General features: G+C 71.9%; 21 protein-coding genes. 14 read left to right on the top strand and 7 right to left on the bottom strand.

Going from position 1 to position 24207, the window contains the following annotated elements; genetic code table 11:
* Window positions 1-127 precede the first annotated feature (127 nt).
* The 3 genes from IE313_RS06630 to IE313_RS06620 all read right to left on the bottom strand — a co-directional run bounded on the left by IE313_RS06630 (window position 128) and on the right by IE313_RS06620 (window position 3374).
* Window positions 128-1048 carry a carbohydrate kinase family protein gene (locus tag IE313_RS06630; protein WP_189929997.1) on the bottom strand — a complete coding sequence of 307 codons (921 nt, stop codon included), beginning with the start codon at window positions 1046-1048 and terminating at the stop codon, window positions 128-130.
* Window positions 1049-1140: 92 nt separating this feature from the next.
* Entirely contained in the window at window positions 1141-2259 is a 1119-nt protein-coding gene (locus tag IE313_RS06625; protein ID WP_189929996.1) for a LacI family DNA-binding transcriptional regulator, read from the bottom strand.
* A gap of 401 nt (window positions 2260-2660) precedes the next feature.
* Window positions 2661-3374 carry an SDR family oxidoreductase gene (locus IE313_RS06620; protein WP_189929995.1) on the bottom strand — a complete coding sequence of 238 codons (714 nt, stop codon included), beginning with the start codon at window positions 3372-3374 and terminating at the stop codon, window positions 2661-2663.
* A 284-nt stretch (window positions 3375-3658) separates the two neighbouring features.
* Between IE313_RS06620 and IE313_RS06615 the strand changes: the two genes are divergently transcribed.
* A complete protein-coding gene (locus IE313_RS06615) occupies window positions 3659-4531 on the top strand; it encodes a LysR family transcriptional regulator (RefSeq protein WP_189929994.1) in 873 nt (290 codons plus the stop codon).
* Between the two features lie 166 nt (window positions 4532-4697).
* Here IE313_RS06615 and IE313_RS06610 read toward each other — a convergent pair whose 3' ends face one another.
* Window positions 4698-5645: a helix-turn-helix domain-containing protein gene (locus IE313_RS06610; protein ID WP_189929993.1), complete on the bottom strand. Its 948-nt coding sequence runs from the start codon at window positions 5643-5645 to the stop codon at window positions 4698-4700.
* A 328-nt stretch (window positions 5646-5973) separates the two neighbouring features.
* Between IE313_RS06610 and uvrC the strand changes: the two genes are divergently transcribed.
* The 10 genes from uvrC (at window position 5974) to IE313_RS06560 (ending at window position 17103) form a co-directional block, all read left to right on the top strand.
* On the top strand, window positions 5974-8058 hold the full coding sequence (uvrC, locus tag IE313_RS06605) for an excinuclease ABC subunit UvrC (protein WP_189929992.1): 2085 nt from the start codon (window positions 5974-5976) through the stop codon (window positions 8056-8058).
* Window positions 8055-9116 carry an RNase adapter RapZ gene (rapZ, locus tag IE313_RS06600; protein WP_189929991.1) on the top strand — a complete coding sequence of 354 codons (1062 nt, stop codon included), beginning with the start codon at window positions 8055-8057 and terminating at the stop codon, window positions 9114-9116. Before uvrC ends, rapZ begins: the two co-directional genes overlap by 4 nt.
* Entirely contained in the window at window positions 9113-10189 is a 1077-nt protein-coding gene (locus tag IE313_RS06595; protein ID WP_189929990.1) for a gluconeogenesis factor YvcK family protein, read from the top strand. The genes rapZ and IE313_RS06595 overlap by 4 nt, the downstream gene beginning before the upstream one ends.
* Window positions 10180-11169 (top strand): DNA-binding protein WhiA, encoded by a 990-nt coding sequence (whiA, locus tag IE313_RS06590; RefSeq protein WP_189929989.1) that lies wholly within the window; start codon window positions 10180-10182, stop codon window positions 11167-11169. Before IE313_RS06595 ends, whiA begins: the two co-directional genes overlap by 10 nt.
* 356 nt (window positions 11170-11525) lie before the next feature.
* A complete protein-coding gene (gene gap / locus IE313_RS06585) occupies window positions 11526-12530 on the top strand; it encodes a type I glyceraldehyde-3-phosphate dehydrogenase (protein ID WP_189929988.1) in 1005 nt (334 codons plus the stop codon).
* Between the two features lie 137 nt (window positions 12531-12667).
* Complete coding sequence (locus IE313_RS06580) at window positions 12668-13879, top strand: phosphoglycerate kinase (protein WP_189929987.1); 1212 nt, start codon at window positions 12668-12670, stop codon at window positions 13877-13879.
* A gap of 8 nt (window positions 13880-13887) precedes the next feature.
* A complete protein-coding gene (gene tpiA / locus IE313_RS06575; protein WP_189929986.1) occupies window positions 13888-14673 on the top strand; it encodes a triose-phosphate isomerase in 786 nt (261 codons plus the stop codon).
* Between the two features lie 165 nt (window positions 14674-14838).
* Window positions 14839-15063, top strand: coding sequence for a preprotein translocase subunit SecG (gene secG / locus IE313_RS06570; RefSeq protein ID WP_189929985.1), 225 nt, complete (start codon window positions 14839-14841; stop codon window positions 15061-15063).
* A gap of 206 nt (window positions 15064-15269) precedes the next feature.
* Entirely contained in the window at window positions 15270-15605 is a 336-nt protein-coding gene (locus tag IE313_RS06565) for an RNA polymerase-binding protein RbpA (RefSeq protein ID WP_078856302.1), read from the top strand.
* Window positions 15606-15861: 256 nt separating this feature from the next.
* On the top strand, window positions 15862-17103 hold the full coding sequence (locus IE313_RS06560; RefSeq protein WP_229924429.1) for an MFS transporter: 1242 nt from the start codon (window positions 15862-15864) through the stop codon (window positions 17101-17103).
* Between the two features lie 137 nt (window positions 17104-17240).
* On the opposite strand, the gene IE313_RS06555 is transcribed toward IE313_RS06560, so the two are convergent.
* Window positions 17241-18770, bottom strand: a complete 1530-nt coding sequence (locus IE313_RS06555) for a chitinase (protein WP_189929983.1) — start codon at window positions 18768-18770, stop codon at window positions 17241-17243.
* Window positions 18771-19111: 341 nt separating this feature from the next.
* Between IE313_RS06555 and pgi the strand changes: the two genes are divergently transcribed.
* Window positions 19112-20764 (top strand): glucose-6-phosphate isomerase, encoded by a 1653-nt coding sequence (pgi, locus tag IE313_RS06550; protein ID WP_189929982.1) that lies wholly within the window; start codon window positions 19112-19114, stop codon window positions 20762-20764.
* A 390-nt stretch (window positions 20765-21154) separates the two neighbouring features.
* Here the strand turns inward: pgi and IE313_RS06545 are convergent, their stop codons facing one another.
* Entirely contained in the window at window positions 21155-21916 is a 762-nt protein-coding gene (locus IE313_RS06545; protein ID WP_189929981.1) for a MerR family transcriptional regulator, read from the bottom strand.
* A gap of 186 nt (window positions 21917-22102) precedes the next feature.
* Complete coding sequence (locus IE313_RS06540; RefSeq protein ID WP_189929980.1) at window positions 22103-22582, bottom strand: hypothetical protein; 480 nt, start codon at window positions 22580-22582, stop codon at window positions 22103-22105.
* Window positions 22583-23320: 738 nt separating this feature from the next.
* Between IE313_RS06540 and IE313_RS06535 the strand changes: the two genes are divergently transcribed.
* Together IE313_RS06535 and IE313_RS06530 are read left to right on the top strand one after the other, a co-directional pair.
* Window positions 23321-23944 carry a hypothetical protein gene (locus IE313_RS06535; protein WP_189929979.1) on the top strand — a complete coding sequence of 208 codons (624 nt, stop codon included), beginning with the start codon at window positions 23321-23323 and terminating at the stop codon, window positions 23942-23944.
* Window positions 23932-24204, top strand: a complete 273-nt coding sequence (locus IE313_RS06530; protein ID WP_189929978.1) for a hypothetical protein — start codon at window positions 23932-23934, stop codon at window positions 24202-24204. The genes IE313_RS06535 and IE313_RS06530 overlap by 13 nt, the downstream gene beginning before the upstream one ends.
* Window positions 24205-24207: the final 3 nt, after the last annotated feature.

The raw sequence follows: 24207 nt of genomic DNA, 5'->3' as shown, positions 1-24207 counted from the left end.
GGGGCGCGGGGTCCCCGGGCCGCACCGGATCGAGTGAGCCGTGCCCCGCGGGTTCGCGCCGCGCGGAGAGGGAGCTTCCGGTCCGGGGCCGCGAGGCACCGGGGCCCGAGGAGCCGGACGGCGCCGCTCACCGGCGTCCGGCGTACTCCTCCAGCTCGCGGGCGTAGGGCGGCTGGGCGCCGGGACGGGAGCAGGTGAGGGCGGCCGCGCGGGCCGCGTAGGTCAGGACGTCCCGCCAGGCGGTCTCGTCCAGCGCGGCCGCCGCGTCGACCGAGAGGGCGTCGAGCGCGGCCAGCCGGTGCAGCAGCGCCGCGTTCACCGTGTCGCCGGCGCCGATCGTGTCGACGACCTCCACCCGCTCTCCCGGCACCGCGAACTCCCCGCCGCGGGTCAGCACCGTCAGGCCGTCGGCGCCGTGCGTCACCACCACCGCCGCCGGCCCGGCCGCCAGCCACTCCTTCGGGGTGCCCCCCAGCCAGTCGGCGTCCTCCTGCGACAGCTTCAGCAGGCCCGTGCAGGGCAGCCAGGAGCGGAAGCGGGCACGGTAGGCGTCCGCGTCGGGAATCAGGACGGCGCGGATGTTCGGATCCAGCGCGGTGAAGACGCCCTGCTCCGCCGCTGCGCGCAGCAGCCGTTCATAGGCGCTGGCACCCGGCTCAAGGACCAGCGAACAGGTGCCGAAGGACACCGCACGGGTGCCCACCGGGAGCGATTCGGGCGCCGAGAAGAGCCGGTCCGCCGTCCCCTCCACGTAGAAGGAGTACCCGGCCGACCCGTCCTCGCCGACCGAGGCCACGGCGAGCGTCGTGGGCTCCGCGCCCCGCTGTACGTACGACACGTCCACGCCGGCCGTCCGCAGCCCGTCGAGCAGAGCCTGACCGAAGACGTCGGACGACACCCGTGAGCAGAATGCGGCGGGAGAGCCGAGGCGCCCCAGCGCCACCGCTGTGTTGTAGGGGCCACCGCCGAGCCGGGGCGCCAGCGGAGCGAGCGGACCCGCCGCGTCCTGTACCAGGTCGATCAGGGCCTCACCTGCAACGACGATCACGATACGGTCCTTTCACGGGGTCGCGCGGGTCGCGTGGGTCATATGGGCTATGGGGGTTACGTGGGAAACGGGGATCGCGTTGGTCACGTGGGTCACCAGGGTTGCGTGGTCGCGTGGCCGGGCGGGGGCGTCGCGGACACCGGGGGATGAGCCGCCGTGCCCGCGCACTCAGCGGACAGGGCCGCGGGCGAGGCATCCTCCGGGCAACCGCAGGAGGTGCGGTGCACGATGGTGCAGGGCAGCCGGACGGTGCGCGGCCGCCGCTTTGGGCCGTCGAGCCGGTCCAGCAGCAGCCGGACCGCCCGCGCGCCGATCTCCCGGCCGGGCTGGGAGACGGCGGTGAGCCGGGGAGTGAACAGCTCGGCCCAGGAGAAGTCGTCGAAGCAGGCCAGGGCGATGTCATCGGGGACCCGCAGCCGACGGGCGCGCAGGGCCCGCAGCGCACCGATGGTCATGGCGTTGTTCGCGGTGACGAGTGCACTGGGTGGCGCCGACGCGGACAGAAGCGCATGCGTCGCACGCTCGGCGCCCGCCGCCTCCGAATGGCCGCTCGCGAGCAGTTCCGGATCAGCGTCCAGTCCCGCACGGTCCAGGCCGGTGCGGTAGCCGGCGATCCGCTCGGCACTGGTGCTCAACCCCGACAGGCCCGCGACCAGGCCGATCCTGCGGTGGCCGAGGTCAGCAAGATGGCAGGTGAGCCGCGCCATGGGCTCAGCGCCCCGCGCACACACCTGGTCGAAGCGGTCACCGGAGCCGTCCGGGAGGTCGACGAGTCGGTCCAGGAAGACGGTCGGCACACCATGGCGCGCCACGTACGCGACGAGCGCGGACGGCCGCGGTGACGGCGCCACGATCAGACCGTCCACCCGGCGCTCGTGGAGCAGTTGCGCGACCGTGCGCTCGTGCACGGGGTCGTCGTGCGGGTCGGCGATGAGCAGACCGTAACCGTGCTCCAGGGCGCTCGACTCCACGCCTTGGAGGATCTCCGTGAAGTACGGGTTGCCGATGGTGGATACCGCCAGGCCGATGGACCGGGTCCGTGCGGTGACCAGGGAGCGGGCCAGGGCGTTGTGGGTGTATCCCAGCTCCTCGATGGCGTCCTGCACGGCCCTGCGGGTGGTCGGGCGCACCGCTCTGGTCCCGTTCAGCACATGGGACACCGTCGCCACGGAGACGTTCGCCAGGCGTGCCACGTCGGCCATCGTCGCCACCGCGCTCCACCCCTTCCACCACCGGCACCCGCCACCGGCATCCGCCATCCGGCACCCGGATTTCGGCACCCGGATTCGGCCCCTGCCCTGGGCCACGGGATCCCGGGCCGGGGTCTCACGGTCTCCGGACGTCTGCGGCATCCGGATCTTCTGGCGCCCGGTTCGCCGAAGGTACCGCACGGCGGACGGCCGCGTAAACGCTTGCGCAAGCGTTTACGCGGCCGCCGGACCTGGTGGGCTGCCCTCCGCCCGGGCCATCCGTCACCAGGGCCGTGCGAGGTGGCGGTGCCGTTCGGCTCAGCCGCCCGACCGGGGGACGAGCTGCCGACCGAAGGGTCGAGCGGGCGCTCAGGGGGCGAGTGGGCGATCGGAGGGACGAGTGGCCGCTCGGGGAGAGCGGCTCATGCGGCCGCGAGGCTGCCGCCGCCGTCGATGCGCAGCGTCTGGCCGGTGATGAAGCCGGCGTCCTCCGAGAGCAGGAAGCAGATGCCCGCGGCGAGTTCGCGGGGCCGGCCGAAGCGCTTCAGGGGGATGCCGCTGAGGTAGCGGGCTTCGCCGGGGGAGCCGACCGGGGTCTTGTCGCGGAAGAGTTCCGTCTCCGTCGGGCCCGGGGCCACCGAGTTCACGGTGATCCCGGTCGTGCCCAGCTCACCGGCCCAGATGCGGGTGCAGGCGTCCAGGGCGGCCTTGGACGCGCCGTAGGCGGTCCGCCCCGGGGTGCCGAGGGTGACCATGCTGGAGACGTTCACGATCCGTCCCCAGCCCTGCGCCTTCATGCCGGGGAGCGCGGCCTGGGCGGTCTGCACGGCGACGCGCACGTTGAGGTCGTAGACCGGGGCGAGGTCGTCGAGGTCGATGGAGCCCAGTTCGGCGAGCCGGACGAGTCCCACGTTGTTGACCACCGCATCGACGGTGCCGCCGCTCAGCACGCCGTCGAGCACGGCCGCGGTGGCCGTGCGGTCCGCGAGGTCCACGGCGTGGAACTCGCCGGGGAAGTCGTCGGGACGGGAGCGCGCCAGACCGACGGGCCGGTGCCCGGCCGCGGCGAGCTGCTCGGCCACGGCTCTCCCGATGCCTTTCGAGGCCCCGGTTATCAGCACTCTTCTGCTGTCCATCGCTCACTCTCCTCAGTACGGGTCCCGGCGCTGTGCGGCCGAGCGCGCACCTCGGCGCCTCCGCGCCGCCGGACGGGCCTTCCCGTGAGCCGGACGGGCCCCCGCGGACGGCCCCCGCGAGCACGGACGGGTCTGCTGCGAGCCGGACGGGTCTGCCGCGGGGTGAAGCGCCGGGATCATGACGTTACTGTTTTGGATGCTGTTCGTAAAATAACCTCCACGGTATGGGTCCTCGGGTTGCCGTTATGGCCGCGCGGTGGGCGATCGGATGCGAGAGGGCAGCGATGACCTTGCTTCAACTGAGAGTGCTGCTGGCGGTCGCCGAGCACGGCGGGTTCACCAGTGCGGCGAAAAGGATGGGGATGTCGCAGCCGTCGGTCAGCCGGTCCGTCTCCACGCTGGAGGCGGAACTGGGCGTCGCGCTCCTGGTCCGGCACCGCGAAGGCGTCACCCTCACCGAAGCCGGCGCGCGTGCCGTCGCGCACGCCCGCGAGTCGGTCCGGCACTTCGACCTGCTGCACGCCGAGGTCGCCGCCGTCTCCGGCCGGGTCACGGGGACGCTGCGGCTGGCCAGTGTGCCCAGCGCCACCGGAGCGCTCGTCTCGTCCCCCCTGCGCGCGTTCGCGAGGAACAACCCCCAGGTGCAGGTGCGACTGCTCGAAGGCAGTGATCAGGAGGTCCGTGACTGGCTGGGCCAGGGCGCCGTGGACGTCGGCGTGGTCACGCTGCCGGCGCCGAACCTGCACACGGTCCTGCTCGACACCCACGAGATGGTCGCGGTGCTGCCCGCCTCCCACCGGCTGGCCGCCCGCCCGGCGGTCACCTACCAGGAGCTCGCAGGCGAGCCCTTCGTCTGCCCGACGGGCGGCTGCGCACAGGTGTTCATGGCCGTCGCGCGCACCGTCGCCGTCCACTTCGACGTGGCCTTCGAGGCCAGGGAGCTGTCCGCGGTGCTGGAGATGGTGAGGGCGGGCCTCGGGGTCAGCATCCTGCCCACGCTCGGTCTTCCCTCGGACCTCGGTGCCGTGGTCACGCGCCCGCTGGAGCCGCGGACGCCCCGTTCCCTGGCGGTCGCCGTCGATGCCAGGGCCGGTTCGTCCCCGGCGGCGCGTGCCTTCATGGCCCAGGTCGCCGAGGCCGTCTGCGAGCAGCGGTGAAGGTGAAGAGGACCGGCTGGTGAAGCGTGACCGGTGGTGGGCAGGACCGGCGGCGAAGAGGACCGCGGTGAAGCGTGACAGGCGGTGAAGCGTGACCGGCGGTGGAAGGGGAGCCGCTCAGGGGCCGCCTCCCGGTGCCCGCTCTCCGTCCCCCCGGCCCCCGCGCCTATTCCCAGTCCCACCCGATCCCCAGCAAACCCGCCCGCACCTGCGGTTCCACCAGGTGCACGCAGTGGTGGGCGCCGCTCAGGGGAAGCTCCTGGCGGCCGCTGCGGGCCGCGGCGGCGGAGTGCTGGGTGAACCGGTGGCAGCGCACCGGCAGCGCCTGTGGCGCGAAGCGCACCTGGAGGACGTACTGGCCGCCCGCCAGGCCGAAACCCCGGACGTACTCGTGGCAGGCGTCCGCGGTGCCGTCCTCGAAGGCGTAGCGGAACACATGGGTGTCGCCCGGCCGCAGGCGGGTGTCGAAGAGCAACTCGGCGGCCAGGACACCCGTCTCGCGGCTCCACAGCACGCGGCCGGTGCGGCAGTTCTCCACCGCGTGCACCGACATGCGCCCCGGATCGCAGCCCGGGTCGCCGTGGTGGACGGCCACATAGCGGTCCCCGCCGCCCGCATGGGCGCGCACCACGAGCTGGGAGTCGCAGCACAGGAGTTCACGCCGCGTGCCGATGCGTACCCGTTCGTGGTGGCCCATGGTCTGCAGCCCGCCCTCCCGGGGGGACCCCAGCTCGGCGAGCAGCAGTTCCAGCGCTCCGGACGCGGCAAGCCGTGAGCGGTAGGAGCGCGCGGCGGCGCGCTGGGCGCCGGAAGCCGGGTCCTGGGAGGTCAGCAGCCGGATCAGGGACTCGTCGGGCAACTGGAGGATCTCCTCAAGGGCCCGCACCGCCCGCAGCGACTCGTCCCGCTGCGGGCGCCGGGCGCCCTGCTGCCAGTAACTCAGGCTCGTCACCCCCACATTGACGCCGTGCCGTGCGAGATGGTGCTGCACGCGCTGCAACGACAGGCCCCGGGCTCTGATCGCCGCCCGCAGGGCCACGTGGAAGGGGCCGGAGGCAAGGGCCGCCTCCAGCTCCGTCGCGGCGGTGTCCGCGAAGTGGGTGCCGTGCCGCATGCAGGGGCCTCTCTGTGCTGGTGGCGCCGCCCGGCCCGGCCGGACCCCGCCGGCGGACCCCGGCCGGAAGGCCCTGGCCCGTCGAGGCGCGGAAGGGGCCCGGCCCGTCGAGGCGCGGGAGGTGTCGCGTCCGTACGCCCTCTGTTACGGCCCCCGGTCACCCCGCATTCAATCGTGTTGATCTGGACCCGACAATGCCTCGAAACCTGGCCACGGCGTCCCAAAACCCTCCGTCGCCCCGTCACCCTCCGCATGGGGACGCCGCCGTGCGCGCGGCACGGGCCGGAGCGGCGTCGTGTTGTCGGTGGCCGCCGTTAGGGTGTGAGACATGGCAGACCCCTCCAGCTACCGCCCCAAGCCGGGACAGATCCCCGACTCGCCGGGGGTCTACAGATTCCGCGACGAACACCGCCGGGTGATCTACGTCGGCAAGGCGAAGAGCCTGCGCCAGCGCCTGGCGAGCTACTTCCAGGACCTGGCCAACCTGCACCCGCGCACCCGCACCATGGTCACCACGGCCGCCTCCGTGGAGTGGACCGTCGTCGGCACCGAGGTCGAGGCACTGCAGCTCGAGTACTCCTGGATCAAGGAGTTCGACCCCAGGTTCAACGTCAAGTACCGCGACGACAAGAGCTATCCGTACCTCGCGGTGACGATGAACGAGCAGTTCCCGCGCGTCCAGGTGATGCGCGGCCGCAAGCGCAAGGGCGTGCGCTACTTCGGCCCGTACGGCCACGCCTGGGCCATCAGGGACACCGTCGACCTCCTGCTGCGCGTCTTCCCCGTGCGTACCTGCTCCGCCGGCGTCTTCAAGAACGCGGCCCGCACCGGCCGCCCCTGCCTGCTCGGCTACATCGACAAGTGCTCCGCACCGTGCGTGGAGCGCATCTCCCCGCAGGGCCACCGGGAACTCGCCGAGGAGTTCTGCGACTTCATGGCCGGCCGCACCGGCACCTACGTGCGCCGCCTGGAGCGGCAGATGGCCGAGGCGTCCGAGGCCATGGAGTACGAGCGCGCCGCCCGGCTGCGTGACGACATAGAAGCCCTCCGCAAGGCCATGGAGAAGAACGCGGTCGTCCTCGCCGACGCCACCGACGCCGACCTCATCGCCCTCGCCGAGGACGAGCTGGAGGCCGCCGTGCAGATCTTCCACGTACGCGGCGGCCGGGTGCGCGGTCAGCGCGGCTGGGTCACCGACAAGGTCGAGGAGGTCACCACCGGCGACCTGGTCGAGTCCGCCGTCCAGCAGCTCTACGCCGAGGAGAGCGGTGACGCGGTGCCCAAGGAGGTGCTGGTCCCCGCGCTGCCGGAGCCCGCGGAGCCGGTGCAGGAGTGGCTCGCGGGCCGTCGCGGCGCGCAGGTGTCGCTGCGGGTGCCGCAGCGCGGCGACAAGCGCGCCCTGATGGAGACGGTGCAGCGCAACGCCCAGCAGGCCCTCGTCCTGCACAAGACCAAGCGCGCCTCCGACCTCACCACCCGCTCACGCGCGCTGGAGGAGATCGCCGCCGCCCTTGACCTGGACAGCGCCCCCCTGCGCATCGAGTGCTACGACATCTCCCACCTGCAGGGTGACGACGTCGTGGCGTCCATGGTCGTCTTCGAGGACGGACTCGCCCGCAAGAGCGAGTACCGCCGCTTCCAGATCAGGGGCTTCGCCGGGCAGGACGACGTCCGCTCCATGCACGAGGTGATCACCCGCCGCTTCAGGCGCTACCTCGCGGAGAAGGAGCGTACGGGCGAGTGGGCAGGCGAGGGCGCCGCGGAGAGCCCCGCCGCCGCCCCGGCACCGGTCCCGTCGGCGAACGGGACCGGAGACCTCTGCGAGGGCGGCCCCGGCGCCCTCACCGACGAGGACGGCCGCCCCAAGCGGTTCGCCTACCCGCCGCAGCTCGTCGTGGTCGACGGCGGTCGGCCGCAGGTGGCCGCCGCCCAGCGTGCACTGGACGGGCTGGGTATCGACGACATCGCCGTCTGCGGCCTGGCCAAGCGGCTTGAGGAGGTGTGGGTGCCCGCCGAGGACGACCCGGTGGTGCTGCCGCGCAGCAGCGAGGGCCTCTACCTGCTGCAGCGGGTGCGCGACGAGGCCCACCGCTTCGCGATCACCTACCAGCGCACCAGGCGGGCCAAACGCTTCAAATCCGGGCCGCTCGACGAGGTGCCCGGCCTGGGCGAGACGCGCAAACAGGCCCTTATCAAGCATTTCGGCTCCGTGAAGCGGCTGCGATCCGCGACAATCGACCAGATCTGCGAGGTTCCGGGCGTGGGCCGCAAGACCGCCGAGGTGATCGTCGCGGCCTTCGCGCAGGCGGCTCCCGCCGCCCCCGCCGTGAACACGGCGACCGGAGAGATCATTGAAGACGATGAGCCCGTCTCCACGGGCACCACGGACGACCGACGGGGGCAAGAGGAATGAGCGACCACGACGAACACGCCGAGCACGGGGAGACCCGTCCCGCCCGGCCGCAGGAGCACACACCCGAGGGCCCCGGCACCGACGAGGACCCGCACACCCGCGACGGCCGCGACGAACGCGGCTCCCGCACCGCGCAGCACGAGCACGGTGCCCAGCTCACCGCCGCCCCGGCGGGCACCGAGGCGCCCGGCGAGGCGGCGATCCCCGAGCTGGTGATCATCTCAGGGATGTCCGGCGCCGGGCGGTCCACCGCCGCGAAGTGCCTGGAGGACCTCGGCTGGTTCGTCGTCGACAACCTGCCGCCCGCGCTGATCCCCACCATGGTGGAGCTCGGCGCCCGCTCGCAGGGCAACGTCGCCAGGATCGCGGTCGTGGTCGACGTCCGCGGCCGCCGGTTCTTCGACAACCTCCGCGAGTCCCTCGCCGACCTGGAGGCCAGGCACGTCACCCGGCGCATCGTCTTCCTGGAGTCCTCGGACGACGCCCTGGTGCGCCGGTTCGAGTCGGTGCGCCGCCCGCACCCGCTCCAGGGCGACGGCCGGATCACCGACGGCATCGCCGCCGAGCGCGAGCTCCTGCGCGAGCTGCGCGGCGACGCCGACCTGGTCATCGACACCTCCAGCCTGAACGTGCACGAGCTGCGCGCCAAGATGGACGCCCAGTTCGCCGGCGACGAGGAGCCGGAGCTGCGGGCCACCGTGATGTCGTTCGGCTTCAAGTACGGCCTGCCGGTCGACGCCGACCTGGTGGTCGACATGCGCTTCCTGCCGAACCCGCACTGGGTCCCGGAGCTGCGCCCCTACACCGGCCTCAACGAGGAGGTCGCGGCGTACGTCTTCAACCAGCCCGGCGCCAAGGAGTTCCTCGACCGCTACGCGGAACTCCTCCAGTTGATCGCCGCCGGCTACCGCCGCGAGGGCAAGCGCTACGTGACGATCGCGGTGGGATGCACGGGCGGCAAGCACCGCTCCGTCGCCATGTCGGAGCGGCTCGCGTCCCGTCTCGCCGCCGAGGGCGTGGAGACCGTCATCGTGCACCGGGACATGGGCCGCGAATGACCAAGCGCTCACCACGGCCCGGCAGGCTCCGCCAGAGCGTGCTGCCCGCGCAGGGCGGAATGGGCCGACCGGTCGTGCGGATCGGCCGCGGCATCCGCGGGCGGCGCGGCACCCAGCCCAAGGTCGTCGCGCTCGGCGGCGGCATGGGGCTGTCCGCGTCGCTGGCCGCGCTGCGCAGGATCACCGGCGACCTCACCGCCGTCGTCACCGTCGCCGACGACGGCGGCTCCAGCGGCCGGCTCCGCGACGAGATGGGCGTACTGCCGCCGGGCGACCTGCGCAAGGCGCTGGCCGCGCTCTGCGGTGACGACGACTGGGGCCAGACCTGGGCCCGGGTCATCCAGCACCGCTTCCAGTCCAGCGGCGAGATGCACGGCCACGCGGTCGGCAACCTCCTCATCGTCGCCCTCTGGGAACAGCTCGGGGACCACGTCCAGGCCCTCGACCTGGTCGGCAAGCTGCTCGGCGCGCACGGCCGGGTGCTGCCGATGTCGGCCGTCCCGCTGGAGCTGCGCGCCCTGGTGCGGGGCCACGACCCGGACCGCCCCGACGAGGTCGGCACGGTCCGCGGTCAGGCGACGGTCGCGCTCACCCCCGGCGAGGTGCAGACGGTCCACCTGGAGCCGCACGACCCGCCCGCCGTCCCCGAGGCCGTCGCGGCCGTCCTGGACGCCGACTGGGTGGTCCTCGGCCCGGGCTCCTGGTTCACCTCCGTGATCCCGCACCTTCTGGTGCCGGATCTGCTGGAGGCGCTGGCCAGGACGAAGGCGCGCCGGGTGCTCTCCCTCAACCTCGCTCCGCAACCCGGAGAAACAGAGGGCTTCTCCCCGCAGCGTCATTTGGAGGTTTTGGGACGACACGCCCCTAAACTCGCCCTGGACGTGGTGCTGGCCGACAAGGCCGCCGTGCCCGACGCCGACTCCCTCACCGAGGCGGCGCGCGGGTTCGGGGCCGCGGTCGAGCTGGCGCCCGTGGCCCGGCCCGACGGCAGCCCCAGGCATGATCCTGAGCTGCTGGCCGCCGCGTACGACCGTATTTTCCGGATGCATGGAAGGATCGGCCCATGGCGATGACGGCAGCGGTGAAGGACGAGATCTCCCGGCTCCCCGTCACCCGGACCTGCTGCAGGAAGGCGGAGGTCTCGTCGATCCTGCGGTTCGCGGGCGGGCTGCACCTGGTCAGCGGGCGCATCGTGATCGAGGCCGAACTGGACACCGCGATGGCGGCGCGCCGGCTCAAGAGAGACATCCTGGAGATCTTCGGGCACACCTCGGAGCTGATCGTGATGGCGCCCGGCGGCCTGCGCCGCGGCTCGCGCTATGTCGTGCGGGTGGTCGCGGGCGGCGACCAGCTAGCCCGCCAGACCGGCCTGGTGGACGGCCGGGGCCGCCCCATCCGCGGCCTGCCGCCGCAGGTGGTCTCGGGGGCCACCTGCGACGCCGAGGCCGCCTGGCGCGGCGCGTTCCTCGCGCACGGCTCGCTCACCGAGCCGGGCCGTTCCTCCTCGCTGGAGGTGACCTGCCCGGGGCCCGAGGCGGCCCTCGCGCTGGTCGGAGCGGCGCGGCGGCTGCAGATCGCCGCCAAGGCCCGCGAGGTGCGCGGCGTGGACCGCGTCGTCGTCCGCGACGGTGACGCCATCGGCGCCCTGCTCACCCGCCTGGGCGCCCACGAGTCCGTGCTGGCCTGGGAGGAGCGCCGGATGCGCCGCGAGGTGCGCGCCACCGCCAACCGCCTGGCCAACTTCGACGACGCCAACCTGCGCCGCTCCGCCCGTGCCGCCGTCGCCGCCGGCGCCCGCGTCCAGCGCGCCCTGGAGATCCTCGGCGACGAGGTCCCCGAGCACCTCGCGGCGGCCGGGCGCCTGCGCATGGAGCACAAGCAGGCATCCCTGGAGGAACTGGGCGCCCTCGCCGACCCGCCGCTGACCAAGGACGCCGTCGCGGGCCGTATCCGCCGCCTGCTCGCCATGGCCGACAAGCGCGCCCAGGACATCGGCATCCCCGGCACGGAGTCCAGCCTCACGGAGGAGATGGCGGAGAACCTGGCGGGCTGAGCGCCCCCTTGGCGCCGCCGTGCGGACGCCGCCGCGAACGCGTCGGCGCCGAAGCGGACGAGCGAACGCCGCCGCACTGCGCCGAGCGCTCACGGACCGTGTCCGAGCGGCTGCGGCGGACCCCCGAAGGCCGGTTCGAGAAGGTGGGGAACCCCACGGCCGCCCTGCGGGACCCGGGGCCCGTCCCCGTGTCCCCGACGCGCCGCCCTACCGGCCGGTAAGGCGCCTGACGCCCGGACGAGGGCCCTGTTCGATGTCACTCCGGAGCCCCCGGGGAGGTAGGGTCGTATGCGGTCGGGGACATCCCATACAACTCGCCGGCGTCGAAACCGGCGTACCAACGAGGAGATCGGTTCGTGACGATCCGCGTAGGCATCAACGGCTTTGGCCGCATCGGTCGTAACTACTTCCGCGCGCTGCTGGAGCAGGGTGCAGACATCGAGATCGTGGCTGTCAACGACCTGGGTGACACCGCGACCACCGCTCACCTGCTGAAGTACGACACCATCCTCGGCCGTCTCAAGGCCGACGTGTCGAACACCGCCGACACCATCACCGTCGACGGCAAGACGATCAAGGTGCTGTCCCAGCGCGACCCCGCCGACATCCCGTGGGGCGAGCTGGGCGTCGACGTCGTCGTCGAGTCCACCGGCATCTTCACCAAGCGTGACGACGCCGCCAAGCACCTCGCGGGCGGCGCCAAGAAGGTCCTCATCTCGGCTCCGGCCAAGGACGAGGACCTCACCGTCGTCATGGGCGTCAACCAGGACCAGTACGACCCGGCGAAGCACCACGTCATCTCCAACGCCTCCTGCACCACCAACTGCGTGGCGCCGCTGGCCAAGGTCCTCGACGAGAACTTCGGCATCGTCAAGGGCCTGATGACGACGGTGCACGCGTACACGAACGACCAGCGCATCCTGGACTTCCCGCACAAGGACCTGCGCCGCGCCCGGGCCGCCGCCGAGAACATCATCCCGACGACCACCGGCGCCGCCAAGGCCACCGCCCTGGTCCTCCCGCAGCTCAAGGGCAAGCTGGACGGCCTCGCGATGCGCGTCCCGGTCCCGACCGGTTCGGTCACCGACCTGGTCGTCACCCTGGAGCGCGAGGTCACCAAGGACGAGGTCAACGCCGCGTACCAGAAGGCCGCCGAGGGCGAGCTCAAGGGCCTCCTGGAGTACACCTCCGACCCGATCGTCTCCTCGGACATCGTCTCCTCCCCGGCCTCCTGCACCTTCGACTCGCTGCTCACCATGGCCGAGGGCACCCAGGTCAAGGTCATCGGCTGGTACGACAACGAGTGGGGCTACTCCAACCGCCTCGTGGACCTCACGGTCTACGTCGGCGGCCAGCTCTGACCCGTATCCGGTACGGCAGGCACCTCGACGTGTAGGGCAGGGTCCGGGCGCGCGCCGCTACAGCGCCGTCCGGGCCCTGTCACATGTGCAGCTTCGGATGCGCAGCGCCAGCCCAGAGCCTTCCTAGGAGTCCACTCATGAAGACGATCGACGAACTTCTCGCCGAGGGGGTCGACGGCAAGCGGGTCCTCGTCCGCGCCGACCTCAACGTCCCGCTCGCCGACGGCACCATCACCGACGACGGTCGCATCCGGGCCGTCCTGCCCACCGTCAAGGCGCTCGCCGACGCCGGCGCCAAGGTGGTCGTCGCCTCCCATCTCGGCCGCCCCAAGGGCGCGCCGGACCCGGCGTTCTCGCTGCTGCCCGCCGCCGAACGGCTCGGTGAACTGCTGGGCGCGCCCGTCGCGTTCGCCCAGGACACCGTCGGTCCCGCCGCCCACGAGGCGGTGGACGGCCTGCAGCCGGGCCAGGTCGCGGTGATCGAGAACCTCCGCTTCAACTCCGGAGAGACCAGCAAGGACGACACCGAGCGCGGGGAGTTCGCCGACCGGCTCGCGGCCCTCGCCGACGTCTACGTGGGCGACGGCTTCGGCGCCGTGCACCGCAAGCACGCCTCCGTCTTCGACCTGCCGGCGCGCCTGCCGCACTACGCCGGCCACCTCATCGCCTCCGAGGTCGGCGTCCTGAGAAGGCTCACCGATGACGTCAAGCGCCCGTACGCGGTCGTGCTGGGCGGTGCCAAGGTCTCCGACAAGCTCGGGGTGATCGACCACCTCCTGGAGAAGGCCGACCGCATCCTCGTCGGCGGCGGAATGGCATACACCTTCCTCAAGGCCAAGGGCTACGAGATCGGCGCCTCGCTGCTCCAGGAGGACCAGATTCCGGCCGTCCAGGAGTATCTGCGGCGCGCCGAGGAGCGCGGTGTGGAGTTCGTGCTGCCGGTCGACGTCCTGGCCGCGGACCGGTTCCCCGACCTGAAGGCCAAGGCCCAGGAGGACCCCGGTACCTTCGCCGCCGACGCCATCCCCTCCGACCGGATGGGCCTGGACATCGGCCCGGAGACCGGCAAGCTCTACGCCTCGAAGCTGGCCGACGCCGCCACCGTCTTCTGGAACGGCCCGATGGGCGTCTTCGAGCACCCCGACTACGCCGAGGGCACCAAGGCGGTCGCCCAGGCCCTCGTCGAGTCCCCGGCCTTCACGGTGGTCGGCGGCGGGGACTCCGCCGCGGCCGTCCGCACGCTGGGCTTCGACGAGAACGCATTCGGCCATATTTCGACCGGTGGTGGCGCATCCCTCGAATACCTTGAGGGCAAGACGCTTCCCGGCCTCGCCGCACTGGAGAACTGACACCGCACATGACGAACAAGACCACCCGCACGCCCTTCATGGCGGGCAACTGGAAGATGAACCTCAACCACCTCGAGGCCATCGCACACGTCCAGAAGCTCGCCTTCGCCCTGGCCGACAAGGACTACGAGGCCGTGGAGGTCGCCGTCCTGCCGCCCTTTACCGACCTGCGCTCGGTGCAGACGCTGGTCGACGGCGACAAGCTCAAGATCAAGTACGGCGCCCAGGACCTCTGCGCGCACGACTCCGGCGCCTACACCGGCGAGATCTCCGGTGCGATGCTGGCCAAGCTGAAGTGCTCCTACGTGACCGTCGGTCACTCCGAGCGCCGCCAGTACCACGGAGAGTCCGACGAGTCCTGCAACGCCAAGGTGAAGGCCGCCTTCCGGCACGGCCTCGTCCCGATCCTGTGCATCGGCGAGGCGCTGGACGTGCGCAAGGCCGGCCAGCAGGTGCCGTTCACGCTGAACCAGCTCGACGCCGCCCTCAAGGACCTCCCCGCGGAGCAGGCCGAGTCCCTCGTGATCGCCTACGAGCCGGTCTGGGCGATCGGCACCGGCGAGGTGGCAACCCCCGAGGACGCCCAGGAGGTCTGCGGTGCGATCCGGGGCCGGCTGGCGGAGCTGTACTCACAGGACGTGGCCGATCAGATCCGCATCCAGTACGGCGGCTCCGTGAAGTCGGGCAACGTCGCCGCGATCATGTCCCAGCCTGATGTGGACGGCGCCCTGGTCGGCGGTGCGTCGCTGGACGCGGAGGAGTTCGTCAAGATCGTCCGCTTCCGTGACCAGTAGGAACCGTCCGTGATCGGTACCATCGCAGGCAGCAGCCGGCGGTGAGTATGCGCTGACAGCGATCCGTCGTACTCTTGCGGGGGCCGAGCAGGCAGTGGGCACGAGCGGCACTGCCGGATCCGGCCCCCGTGTCGTCCATCCGTATCCGAGGAAGTTGGTCCAGCCGTGGTTCTGGGGTTCTCGATCGCCCTGATCATCTTCAGCCTGCTGTTGATGCTGCTGGTGCTGATGCACAAGGGGAAGGGCGGCGGCCTCTCCGACATGTTCGGTGGTGGCATGCAGTCGTCCGTCGGTGGTTCGTCGGTCGCCGAGCGCAACCTCGACCGCATCACCGTGGTGATCGGTCTGCTGTGGACCGCCTGCATCGTGGTGCTCGGCATCCTGATGTAGTCGCGGCAAGGGCGGCTCGCGCGCATGCCCCGCCCGCGCCTGCGTGCCGGGTACGCGCCGGCAGGGCGGCCTATCATGGGGCTTGCGTTCGGGACGGGGTAACTCCTCTCACTGGACGCGCGTTGGGCCTTACGTAGACTTAAGGCCCCGCAGTGGAGCGGACCGTCGACTCGCTCCGCGGCACCATTACGCAGGGAGTTACGACCGTGGCAAGTGGCAACGCGATCCGTGGAAGCCGGGTCGGGGCGGGGCCGATGGGCGAGGCCGAGCGCGGCGAGTCCGCGCCACGGCTGCGCATCTCCTTCTGGTGCTCGAACGGGCACGAGACCCAGCCGAGTTTCGCCAGCGACGCGCAGGTTCCGGAGACCTGGGACTGTCCACGCTGCGGCTTTCCGGCCGGGCAGGACCGGGAGAACCCGCCGGACCCGCCGCGCACCGAGCCGTACAAGACACATCTCGCCTATGTGCGGGAGCGGCGCAGTGACGCCGACGGCGAGGCCATCCTCGCGGAGGCCCTCGCCAAACTCCGCGGCGAGATCTAGCACCTGAGGTCCGGTGGGGCAGCCGCCCCACCGGACCTTCTGCGTTGCGCGGCACGCACGGCGACCGCGCTCGGCCGGGGCGCCTCGGGGGACGGTTCGGGGCGCGGGTTCGTTCGGGGTCATGCGGTGCTCGCCGGGGGCGCACGGTGGTCCCCTGGCCGTGCTCCACGGGCCGATTGTCAGTGGCGGCTTCTACGGTTCGTTCCAGTGGTGCGACACGGGCACGGGCCCGTGCACCTTACCGGAGGGGGAAGCCGTGACGGCTGCCGAGGCGTCCGCGAGGACGGTGGCGCCCACGTGGCGCGGAGGGTTCGGGAGGTTGTGGGCGGCGGCCGTGCTGTCCCGGTTCGGAGACGCGTTGCGCACGTCCGCGCTGCCGCTGCTCGCCGCCTCGCTCACCGACCGGCCGCTGCTCGTCGCGGCCGTCACGGCCTGCGGCTACCTGCCGTGGATCATCTTCGGCCTGTGGGGCGGGGCACTCGCCGACCGGGTCGACCAGCGGCGCGCGATGTGGTCGGTGGACGTGGGCAGAGGGCTGATGGTGGCGGCCTTCGCCTTGGCCGTGGCGCTCGGCCGCGGTGGGATCGGGCTGCTGATCGTGCTGGCCTTCGCGCTCACCACCCTTCAGACGCTCTTCGACAACGCCTCCACCGCCCTGCTGCCCCGGGTGGTCCCCCACGAGGCCCTGGGCCCGGCGAACGGCCGCCTGATGACCGGCCAGCGCATCGCGGGCGGCCTGCTCGCCCTGCCCCTGGTGCCACTGCTGCTCGCCGCCGGCGCCGCCACCCCGTACGCGGTGGACGCGCTGACCTTCCTCGCCGCCGCCGCGCTCGTCGCCTCGCTGCGCACCCCGCCGCCCGAGGGGTCCCCGCGCCCGCCCGGCCGCACCCTGCGTGCCGACATCGCCGAAGGCCTGCGCGCCCTGTGGCAGGACCGCCCCCTGCGCGGCCTGTGCACGGCGACAGCCCTGTGCAACGTCGGCATGGGTGCCGTGATTGCGACCCTGGTCCTGCTCGCCACCGGCTGGCTGGGCGCGGACGACACCCAGTACGTCACGGCCATGACCGCCTATGCGGTCGGATCCCTCGTGGGCGGAGCGCTGGCCTCCCGCCTGGCCGCCCGGCTGGGCCGGATGCGGAGCGTCTGCGTCGCGGGGATCGCCCAGACCGCCGCCCTGGCCGCCATCGGCACCGTGCGCAGCCTCGTCGTGCTGACCGCGGGCCTGGCCGTCTTCGGCCTGATGGGCATGGTGTGGAACATCAACCAGGCGACGCTGATGCAGCAGCGCAGTCCCGCGCGGCTGCTCGGCCGCGTCAGCTCCGCCTTCCGCACCGTCGCGATCTCCGGAGCCCCGTTGGGTGCGCTGCTCGGCGGTGCCTTCGCCACGGCCTGGGGCCTGAACACACCGGCCCTGCTCGCCGCAGGGCTGTTCGCCGCGGCGGTGCTCGCCCTGTGGCCCGCGGTGCGCACCGGCACACCAGCCCGGTCCCTCACGTGAACGGGCACCGGTGGCGTGCCCGGCAGCGCGCGGAGGAACGCTGCCGGGCACGCGCCGCTCGGCCCGGTCGGGCCGATCGGTTCAGCAGGCGCCGATGGGCTCAGGGCGCGCCGATGGGTTCACTCGTGCCGATCGGTTCAGCAGGCGCCGAGGTCCTGCCAGACGCCCCACTCACCGGTGGTGCCGGGCTCCTCGCCGGTCGTCCACCACTTGGCCTGCCACCGGTGACCGTCGTGGGACACCTGGTCACCGCCGACGTAGACCGCACTCGCGTCCCATGGTGCCGCGGTGCACTGGGAGCCGCTGCCCCCGGTGATCGTCAGGGTGTACGTGGCCGTGTGACCGGCCTTGTCGCCGGCGCCGCTGACCGTGAGGGTGTAGGTACCCGAAGCGGCGCTCGCGGAGGTGCGCAGGGTGAGCGTGGCCGAGCCGCCGGCCGTCACCGAGGTCGGGCTGAGGGAGGCGGTGACACCGGAGGGCGCGCCGCTGACCGACAGGTTCACCGTCTGGGCGGATCCGGCCGTCACCGCGGTGCTCACCCTGGCAGTCGTCGAGTTGCCCGCGGTCACCGAACCGGATGCGGGGGAGAGGCCCAGGGAGAAGTCGTTGCTGGGCGGCGCCGTGGTCCCGCTGGTGAACGGCTCGAAGATGTGCGAGAAGGCCCAGGTCCCCTGCTCGATCCCGGAGCAGCCGTCCCCCGCGCCGCCGCCCGGGCAGCCTCCGTTGTCGCGCTGCAGCGCCCAGAAGGAGAGGGTGTTGATGCCCTTGGACACGGCCCAGTTGTAGACCTGGGTGGCGTCGGCCAGTGTGAACGTCTCGGCCGGACCGTAGTCGTCGACGCCTGGCATCTCCGTGATGCCGATCATGGCCCAGAGCTGGGCGGGCGACTTGCCCGGGTAGAGGCCGGCGAGCTGGTTGTACAGCCCCTGGGCCGCGGTCTGCGTGTCCTTCGCCATGTCGTGCGGGTCGGCGCCGTCGTAGTAGTCGAACGTCATGAGGTTCGCGACGTCCACGCGCGCACCGTTCTGCACGGCGTTGCGCAGCACCGCAAGGCTGTTGGAGGCGAGCCCCGAGGTCGTCGTCGGGAGGGTGTAGGAGACCTGGAGCGTGCGGCCGCCCGCCGCCGCCCAGTCCTGCACCTGCTTGATCGCCTTGTTCCGCCGGTCGATCCCGGCGGTGTTGTCCAGCGAGTCGACCTCGACGTCCATGTCGAGCCGGGTGATGTCGTAGGTCGTGATGACCTTCTCGTAGGCGGCGGCGATCTTGCCGACATCGGTACAACTGTCGGCTATCTCGGTGCCGGTGGTGTCCGCGGTGTACCCGCCGAAGGAGGGGATGACGTCACCACCCCGGCCCTGGATGGTCCTGATGTCGTCCCCGAAGGTGGCCGAGGAGATCGGCGAGCCGCTGTCGCCGTTCCAGTACGGGGTGCAGGACCCCGCGGCCTCCGTCTGGATGAACGCCATCGTCAGGTGTTCGGCACCGGACTGCGCGCTGAGCGCGGCGGGGCTGTCGCCGGTCCACGCCTCGAAGTAGGGGGCGAAGACGTGGGCGGGCAGCGGGGTCGCCGCCTGGGCGGGGCCTGTGCCCAGCGCGGTCAGGCCCGCGCCGGCCACGGCCACCGCGGCCGCGGTGAGCAGGGATCTGAGCGATCGGATACGTCTCATGACCGTCCTAGGTGTGAGGTGACCAAAGCCGTCGAGCCCGTGTGACAGGCAGGGACGAACAAGGGAGTAGCCCGCGGCCTGATGCCACGTCAATAGTCCGTACCACATTAGGACTAGACCAATTGCCCGCTCCCTGTGTTCGGGCGTCCCCAAGGCGGTGTTCCTGCGCGGGTCAGGCCCGGCGTGCATGTCCAAGGGCTGTCTGTGCCACGCCGCGTACCGATTGCGCCACCTGTGACACCTATAGTGTTTTGGCCCGGAGGGGCGGCGGGGCGGCGATGGAGTCCCGGGCGGGCGGGGCAAGGTACGTACGGCTGTACGAGAGAAGGCTGAAGTCCGACATGAACGCTGATAGCCGAGCCAGGCTGAACCAGATGCCCGAGTGGACGGCTCTGGGCAAGCACCGGGAGGAACTGGGGGAGGTGCGGCTGCGTGAGTTGTTCGACGCGGACCCGGACCGCGCCACCAGGTACACCCTCCAGGTCGGCGATCTGCACATCGACTACTCCAAGCACCTTGTGACCGACGGGACCCTGCGGCTGCTGCAGGCGCTGGCCGCCGCCACCGACGTGGCCGGGCTGCGCGACGCCATGTTCCGCGGTGGGAAGATCAACACCACCGAGGACCGCGCCGTGCTGCACCTCGCGCTGCGCGCGCCGAGCGACACGGTGATCGAGGTCGACGGGGAGAACGTGGTCCCCAAGGTGCACGCCGTGCTGGACAGGATGACGGCCTTCAGCGACCGTGTCCGCTCCGGTGAGTGGGCAGGCCATACCGGAAAGCGCATCAGGAACGTCGTCAACATCGGCATCGGCGGCTCCGACCTCGGCCCGGCCATGGCGTACGAGGCGTTGCGGTCCTTCACCGACCGGGACCTCACAATCCGCTTCGTGTCGAACGTCGACGGCGCGGACCTGCACGAGGCGGTGCGGGACCTGGACGCCGCCGAGACCTTGTTCATCATCGCCTCGAAGACCTTCACCACCATCGAGACGATCACCAACGCGACCTCGGCCCGCGAGTGGCTGCTGTCCGGGCTGAGTGCCGGTCAGGAGGCCGTGGCCAAGCACTTCGTGGCGCTGTCGACCAATGCCGGCAAGGTCGCCGAGTTCGGCATCGACACCGAGAACATGTTCGAGTTCTGGGACTGGGTCGGCGGCCGTTACTCCTACGACTCGGCCATCGGCCTCTCCCTGATGATCGCCATCGGCCCCGAGCGCTTCCGGGAGATGCTGGACGGCTTCCACCTGGTCGACCGGCACTTCCACGCCGCCCCGCCCGAGCACAACGCCCCGTTCCTGCTGGGCCTGCTGGGCATCTGGTACGGCAACTTCCACGGGGCGCAGTCCCACGCCGTGCTGCCCTACTCGCACTACCTGTCCAAGTTCACCGCCTACCTCCAGCAGTTGGACATGGAGTCCAACGGCAAGCACGTGGACCGTGACGGCAACGAGGTGGAGTGGCAGACCGGCCCCGTCGTCTGGGGCACGCCCGGCACGAACGGGCAGCACGCCTACTACCAGTTGATCCACCAGGGCACCAAGCTGATCCCGGCCGACTTCGTCGGCTTCGCCCGGCCGGTGCCCGAGCTGGCCCCCGCCCTGGCCGCCCAGCACGACCTGCTGATGGCCAACTTCTTCGCCCAGACCCAGGCGCTGGCCTTCGGCAAAACCCCCGAGGAGGTGCGCGCCGAGGGCGTTCCCGAGGACCTGGTGCCGCACAAGACCTTCAAGGGCAACCACCCGACGACGACCATCCTGGCGAAGGAGCTGACGCCGTCCGTCCTCGGACAACTGATCGCGCTCTACGAACACAAGGTGTTCGTGCAGGGGGCGGTCTGGAACATCGACTCCTTCGACCAGTGGGGCGTGGAACTGGGCAAGGTGCTCGCCAAGCGGGTGGAGCCCGCGCTCACGGAGGGCGTCGACGTACCGGGCCTGGACCCGTCCACCAAGGCGCTGGTCGGCAGGTACCGGGAGCTGCGGGGGCGCTGAGCCCCGCGGGGTGCCGAGTCCCGCGGGGTGCCGAGTCCCGCGGGGCGCCCGGAGCCTCCGACCGCGGGCCTCGCCCCCGGGCGGGTGCTGAGCGCCCGGGGGCGGCCCGGTACGCGGGGCCGCCCCCGGCCATGAACCCCGGTGCCACGGCGCCCGGCGGCACCCGTGCGACGGGCGTGGACGAGCACGGCCACCTCGTCGGCGAGGGCATAGGGACGGCGCTCCGGCCCGGCCGCGGTGGGTGGGGGACCGGCTGCGCCGGGAGCTCCCGCCGCGCCCCGCCTCCGGGCCCGGCGGACGCCGCCGACCGGCTCCGGTCGTCCGGTGGCGCGGGTGGCGTCCGCCGGGCGCCCCGCCGGACCCTGCGGCCACGGCAGTGCGAGCGGTCGGTCAGCTCAGCCGCGCGTCGGCGTAGACGGCCATCGCGTCGCGCTGGTAGGCGGCCAGTCCGTCGGCGATCCCGTCGAAGTTCGTACGGAACCGGGGATCGTCGACGTAGGTCCGGCCCAGCCCCTTGTACGCGGCCGCGCACGGGGTCCAGAACCGGCACACGCCCTGGTAGTGGGCGTCCACCTCGGTCTGCACCGCGGGATCGGCGACGGGTGTGCCGGCCACCATGAACTCCGCCATGCGGATCATCTGCGCGGTCACCTCGCGCTGCCACTGCTCCATACCCTCGGCGGTCATCCCCGCGATGGCTTGCTGGGACTGTTCCCACTGCCGTGGCCACCGCTCGCGCGCCTCCGCCTCGTGGCGGCCTGGTTCGAATCCCTCGAACAGGTTCCCTGGCCTGCTGATCTTTGCCATGTCGCTGCTGCCCCTGCCTTCCTCCAGTTCGGCGATGGTGCGGCCGACCGTGCGGGCGAGCGTCCCCAGCCGGTCGCGTTCCGCGAGAAGTCGTCGGTGGTGCTCGCGGAGCGCGGCCAGTCGGTCCACCTGGCTGTCCAGGACCGCCCGGATCTCGCGCAGCCCCAGGCCCAGCTCCCGCATCAGCAGGATCTGCTGCAGCCGCAGCAGACCGGCCTCCTCGTAGTAGCGGTGCCCGTTGCTCCCGATCCACGCCGGTGGCAGCAGGCCGATCTCGTCGTAATGCCGCAGCGTCCGGGACGTCACCCCGGACATCCGGGCCACCTCAGCGATCGACCAGGCCATCGCCCCGCCTCCCGTCGCCGGGCCGGTCTCTCCGGCCCCACCGAAGACGGTAGAAGCTGACGCAGCGGAAACCGCAAGCCGGAACCACCCGTGGCACTTCCCCCCTCGGGGCGGAGCCGGCAACACGGGCACGGCCCGGAGCGGGGAAGCGCTCCGGGCCGTGCCCGCCGGGTGCCGTCGAGGGCGTCAGCTCGGGTCCGAGATACCGGTGATGACCTGGTCGACGTTGCTGTAGCGCACCAGGACGGTGCTGGTGTCGCTGCCCCACTTCAGGTCGACGTGGAGGTAGACGGTGCCCGCCGCGGTCTCCTCGTAGACGGCCGTGGCGCCGTCCGGCACGTCCTGTGCGTGCAGGATGCCGTTCGCGTGGTTGGCCTCCTCCCAGCTCTCGACGTCCGCCTGCGCGGCGCTGGAGAGGTACTCGGCACGCAGCTTGTCGGCGGTGGCGAAGTCGTCCACACGCACGGCGTCGATGTAGGCGTTGTAGAACGTGTCGACGCGCTGCACGGCACCCAGCGTGGTGCTGTGCGCCGCGGCCACGCCGGCCGGGGCGTGGTGTGCGCTGCTGCCGGCGGCCAGTGCGGGCCCTGCGGCGGCGAGCGGCAGGACTGCCGCGGTGACAGCGACGGTGAGGGCGGCCCTGCGGATTATGCGGTTGCTGAACATGGCGTGAATCTCCGTACCCCGTTTACCCATGCGTTCGTACTGTTTCGAACGGCTGATTGAAAAACTATCACGTCCGAACTCGGTGAACGGCCCTCGTTGTGCCACGTATTCGTGCCGAATGCTGTGGCTCGGCAATAGTTCTGATTTCTGCACAACCCTTTCTACGTCTCGGGTGTCTTGATGATTCCGGGGGTGTGCGGACCCCCGCGCATCGGCCCGGACGGACCTCGGCAACGCCCTCGCGCCCTTGCCTGCCGTGCCGTCCAGGTGCTTGTCGGGGCTGGTGGCGGCGGTTTCCCGGCGATCTGCCGGCCCTTGCGGCGAGTTCCTCCTCGCGGGTCCCGCGGTCCGGGGAAGTCGGGTGGGACGCGCAGATCTCGGCGGAGACCTTTCGGCCGTCGGCCGCGTCGCCGGTGCCACGCGTATCGGTGGGGCGAGGGTGTTGTCGTCCTTGTGGTCCGCCGCGCCGAATCCCGTGAGCGTGGTGGGAGCGAATGGAAGGGTGCCGTTCCGAATCGCATTCCGCTTTTCCCGTGTGGTGTTTCCCTGCTGTCCTGCCGTCCTTACCGGCCCGGCCCGGCGGGATTTCCGGCAGGAGCCCCGACAGCCCCGGCACCGCAGCCACCGCAGGCACTCCGGAACCCGCCTCGGGCGCCGCGTCGGGCGCCGCGCCGCGGCCGCGCGGACACCGCACCTGGCAATCCTCTGAGGGACGGCACCGGGCTGTACCCACGGGCCGTGCGGCTGGAGCACAGCGGTGCCGCCGACGGTCGGATCCTCGCGGCCGTCGTCACCTTCGACGGTGGCGACGGCCTCGGCGCGGTCTACGAGAGCACCGACGACGGCGGGTCCTTCCACCAGGTCGGGACGGTCGGTGACCCGGCCGCGTCCGGCGGCCTGGGCCTGTGCTGTGCCACGTTGTACGAGCTCCCGCGGCGGGTCGGCGGCCTTGCGGCCGGCACGCTCCTGTGGGCCGCGTCGGTCGGGCAGGACGCCCCCGACCGCCGGATGGCCATCCGCGTCTTCAGGAGCACCGACCAGGGACGCCGCTGGTCCTATCTCTCCACCGTCGCCACGGCATCGAACGACCGGGGGCTGTGGGAGCCGGAGTTCTCCCTCGACGCCCGGGGCAACCTGGTCTGCCACTACTCGGACGAGACCGACGGGGTGCACAGCCAGAAGCTCGTCGCCGCCCGGTCGTCGGACGGCCTCACCTGGAGCGGGCACCACGACACCGTGGCCAGTGACCTCGGCTCGGACCGCAGACGGCGGACGGCAGGTACTGCAAGCACGCGCCGACGCTCGCCTGGGCACCCGAGGCGGGCAATCCCCGGGGAAGGCTGCTGCTGGTGGGTCAGGTGATGTACAACCGGGACGGCACGGTGGCGGCCGGCAGCGGACGCACGATCTGGGCCAACAGCCGGGGCGGCACCGGGCCCTGGCAGGAGGTGGCCGCTCCGGTGGCGGTCGGCTCGACCACCGTCGACCACTGCCCCAACTACAGTTCCGCGCTGCTGCCCTCCACGGACGGCACTCGGGTGCTGGAGATCGCCATCGACTACGACGGCATGGTCGGCAAGCCCTACTTCGCCACCGGGAGCAGCGGCACCGCGGGGGGCTGACCC

Source organism: Streptomyces sulfonofaciens (assembly GCF_014656295.1).
GTDB lineage: Bacteria > Actinomycetota > Actinomycetes > Streptomycetales > Streptomycetaceae > Streptomyces > Streptomyces sulfonofaciens.
This window is presented reverse-complemented; position numbering and strand designations above follow the sequence as displayed.

Excerpts from the sequence above, each read along its gene's own strand:
- IE313_RS06620 (WP_189929995.1), bottom strand. The coding sequence starts at position 3,374 with ATGGACAGCAGAAGAGTGCTGATAACCGGGGCCTCGAAAGGCATCGGG.
- IE313_RS06615 (WP_189929994.1), top strand. The coding sequence starts at position 3,659 with ATGACCTTGCTTCAACTGAGAGTGCTGCTGGCGGTCGCCGAGCACGGC.
- IE313_RS06610 (WP_189929993.1), bottom strand. The coding sequence starts at position 5,645 with ATGCGGCACGGCACCCACTTCGCGGACACCGCCGCGACGGAGCTGGAG.
- uvrC (WP_189929992.1), top strand. The coding sequence starts at position 5,974 with ATGGCAGACCCCTCCAGCTACCGCCCCAAGCCGGGACAGATCCCCGAC.
- rapZ (WP_189929991.1), top strand. The coding sequence starts at position 8,055 with ATGAGCGACCACGACGAACACGCCGAGCACGGGGAGACCCGTCCCGCC.
- IE313_RS06595 (WP_189929990.1), top strand. The coding sequence starts at position 9,113 with ATGACCAAGCGCTCACCACGGCCCGGCAGGCTCCGCCAGAGCGTGCTG.
- whiA (WP_189929989.1), top strand. The coding sequence starts at position 10,180 with ATGGCGATGACGGCAGCGGTGAAGGACGAGATCTCCCGGCTCCCCGTC.
- IE313_RS06580 (WP_189929987.1), top strand. The coding sequence starts at position 12,668 with ATGAAGACGATCGACGAACTTCTCGCCGAGGGGGTCGACGGCAAGCGG.
- tpiA (WP_189929986.1), top strand. The coding sequence starts at position 13,888 with ATGACGAACAAGACCACCCGCACGCCCTTCATGGCGGGCAACTGGAAG.
- IE313_RS06555 (WP_189929983.1), bottom strand. The coding sequence starts at position 18,770 with ATGAGACGTATCCGATCGCTCAGATCCCTGCTCACCGCGGCCGCGGTG.
- pgi (WP_189929982.1), top strand. The coding sequence starts at position 19,112 with ATGAACGCTGATAGCCGAGCCAGGCTGAACCAGATGCCCGAGTGGACG.
- IE313_RS06545 (WP_189929981.1), bottom strand. The coding sequence starts at position 21,916 with ATGGCCTGGTCGATCGCTGAGGTGGCCCGGATGTCCGGGGTGACGTCC.
- IE313_RS06540 (WP_189929980.1), bottom strand. The coding sequence starts at position 22,582 with ATGTTCAGCAACCGCATAATCCGCAGGGCCGCCCTCACCGTCGCTGTC.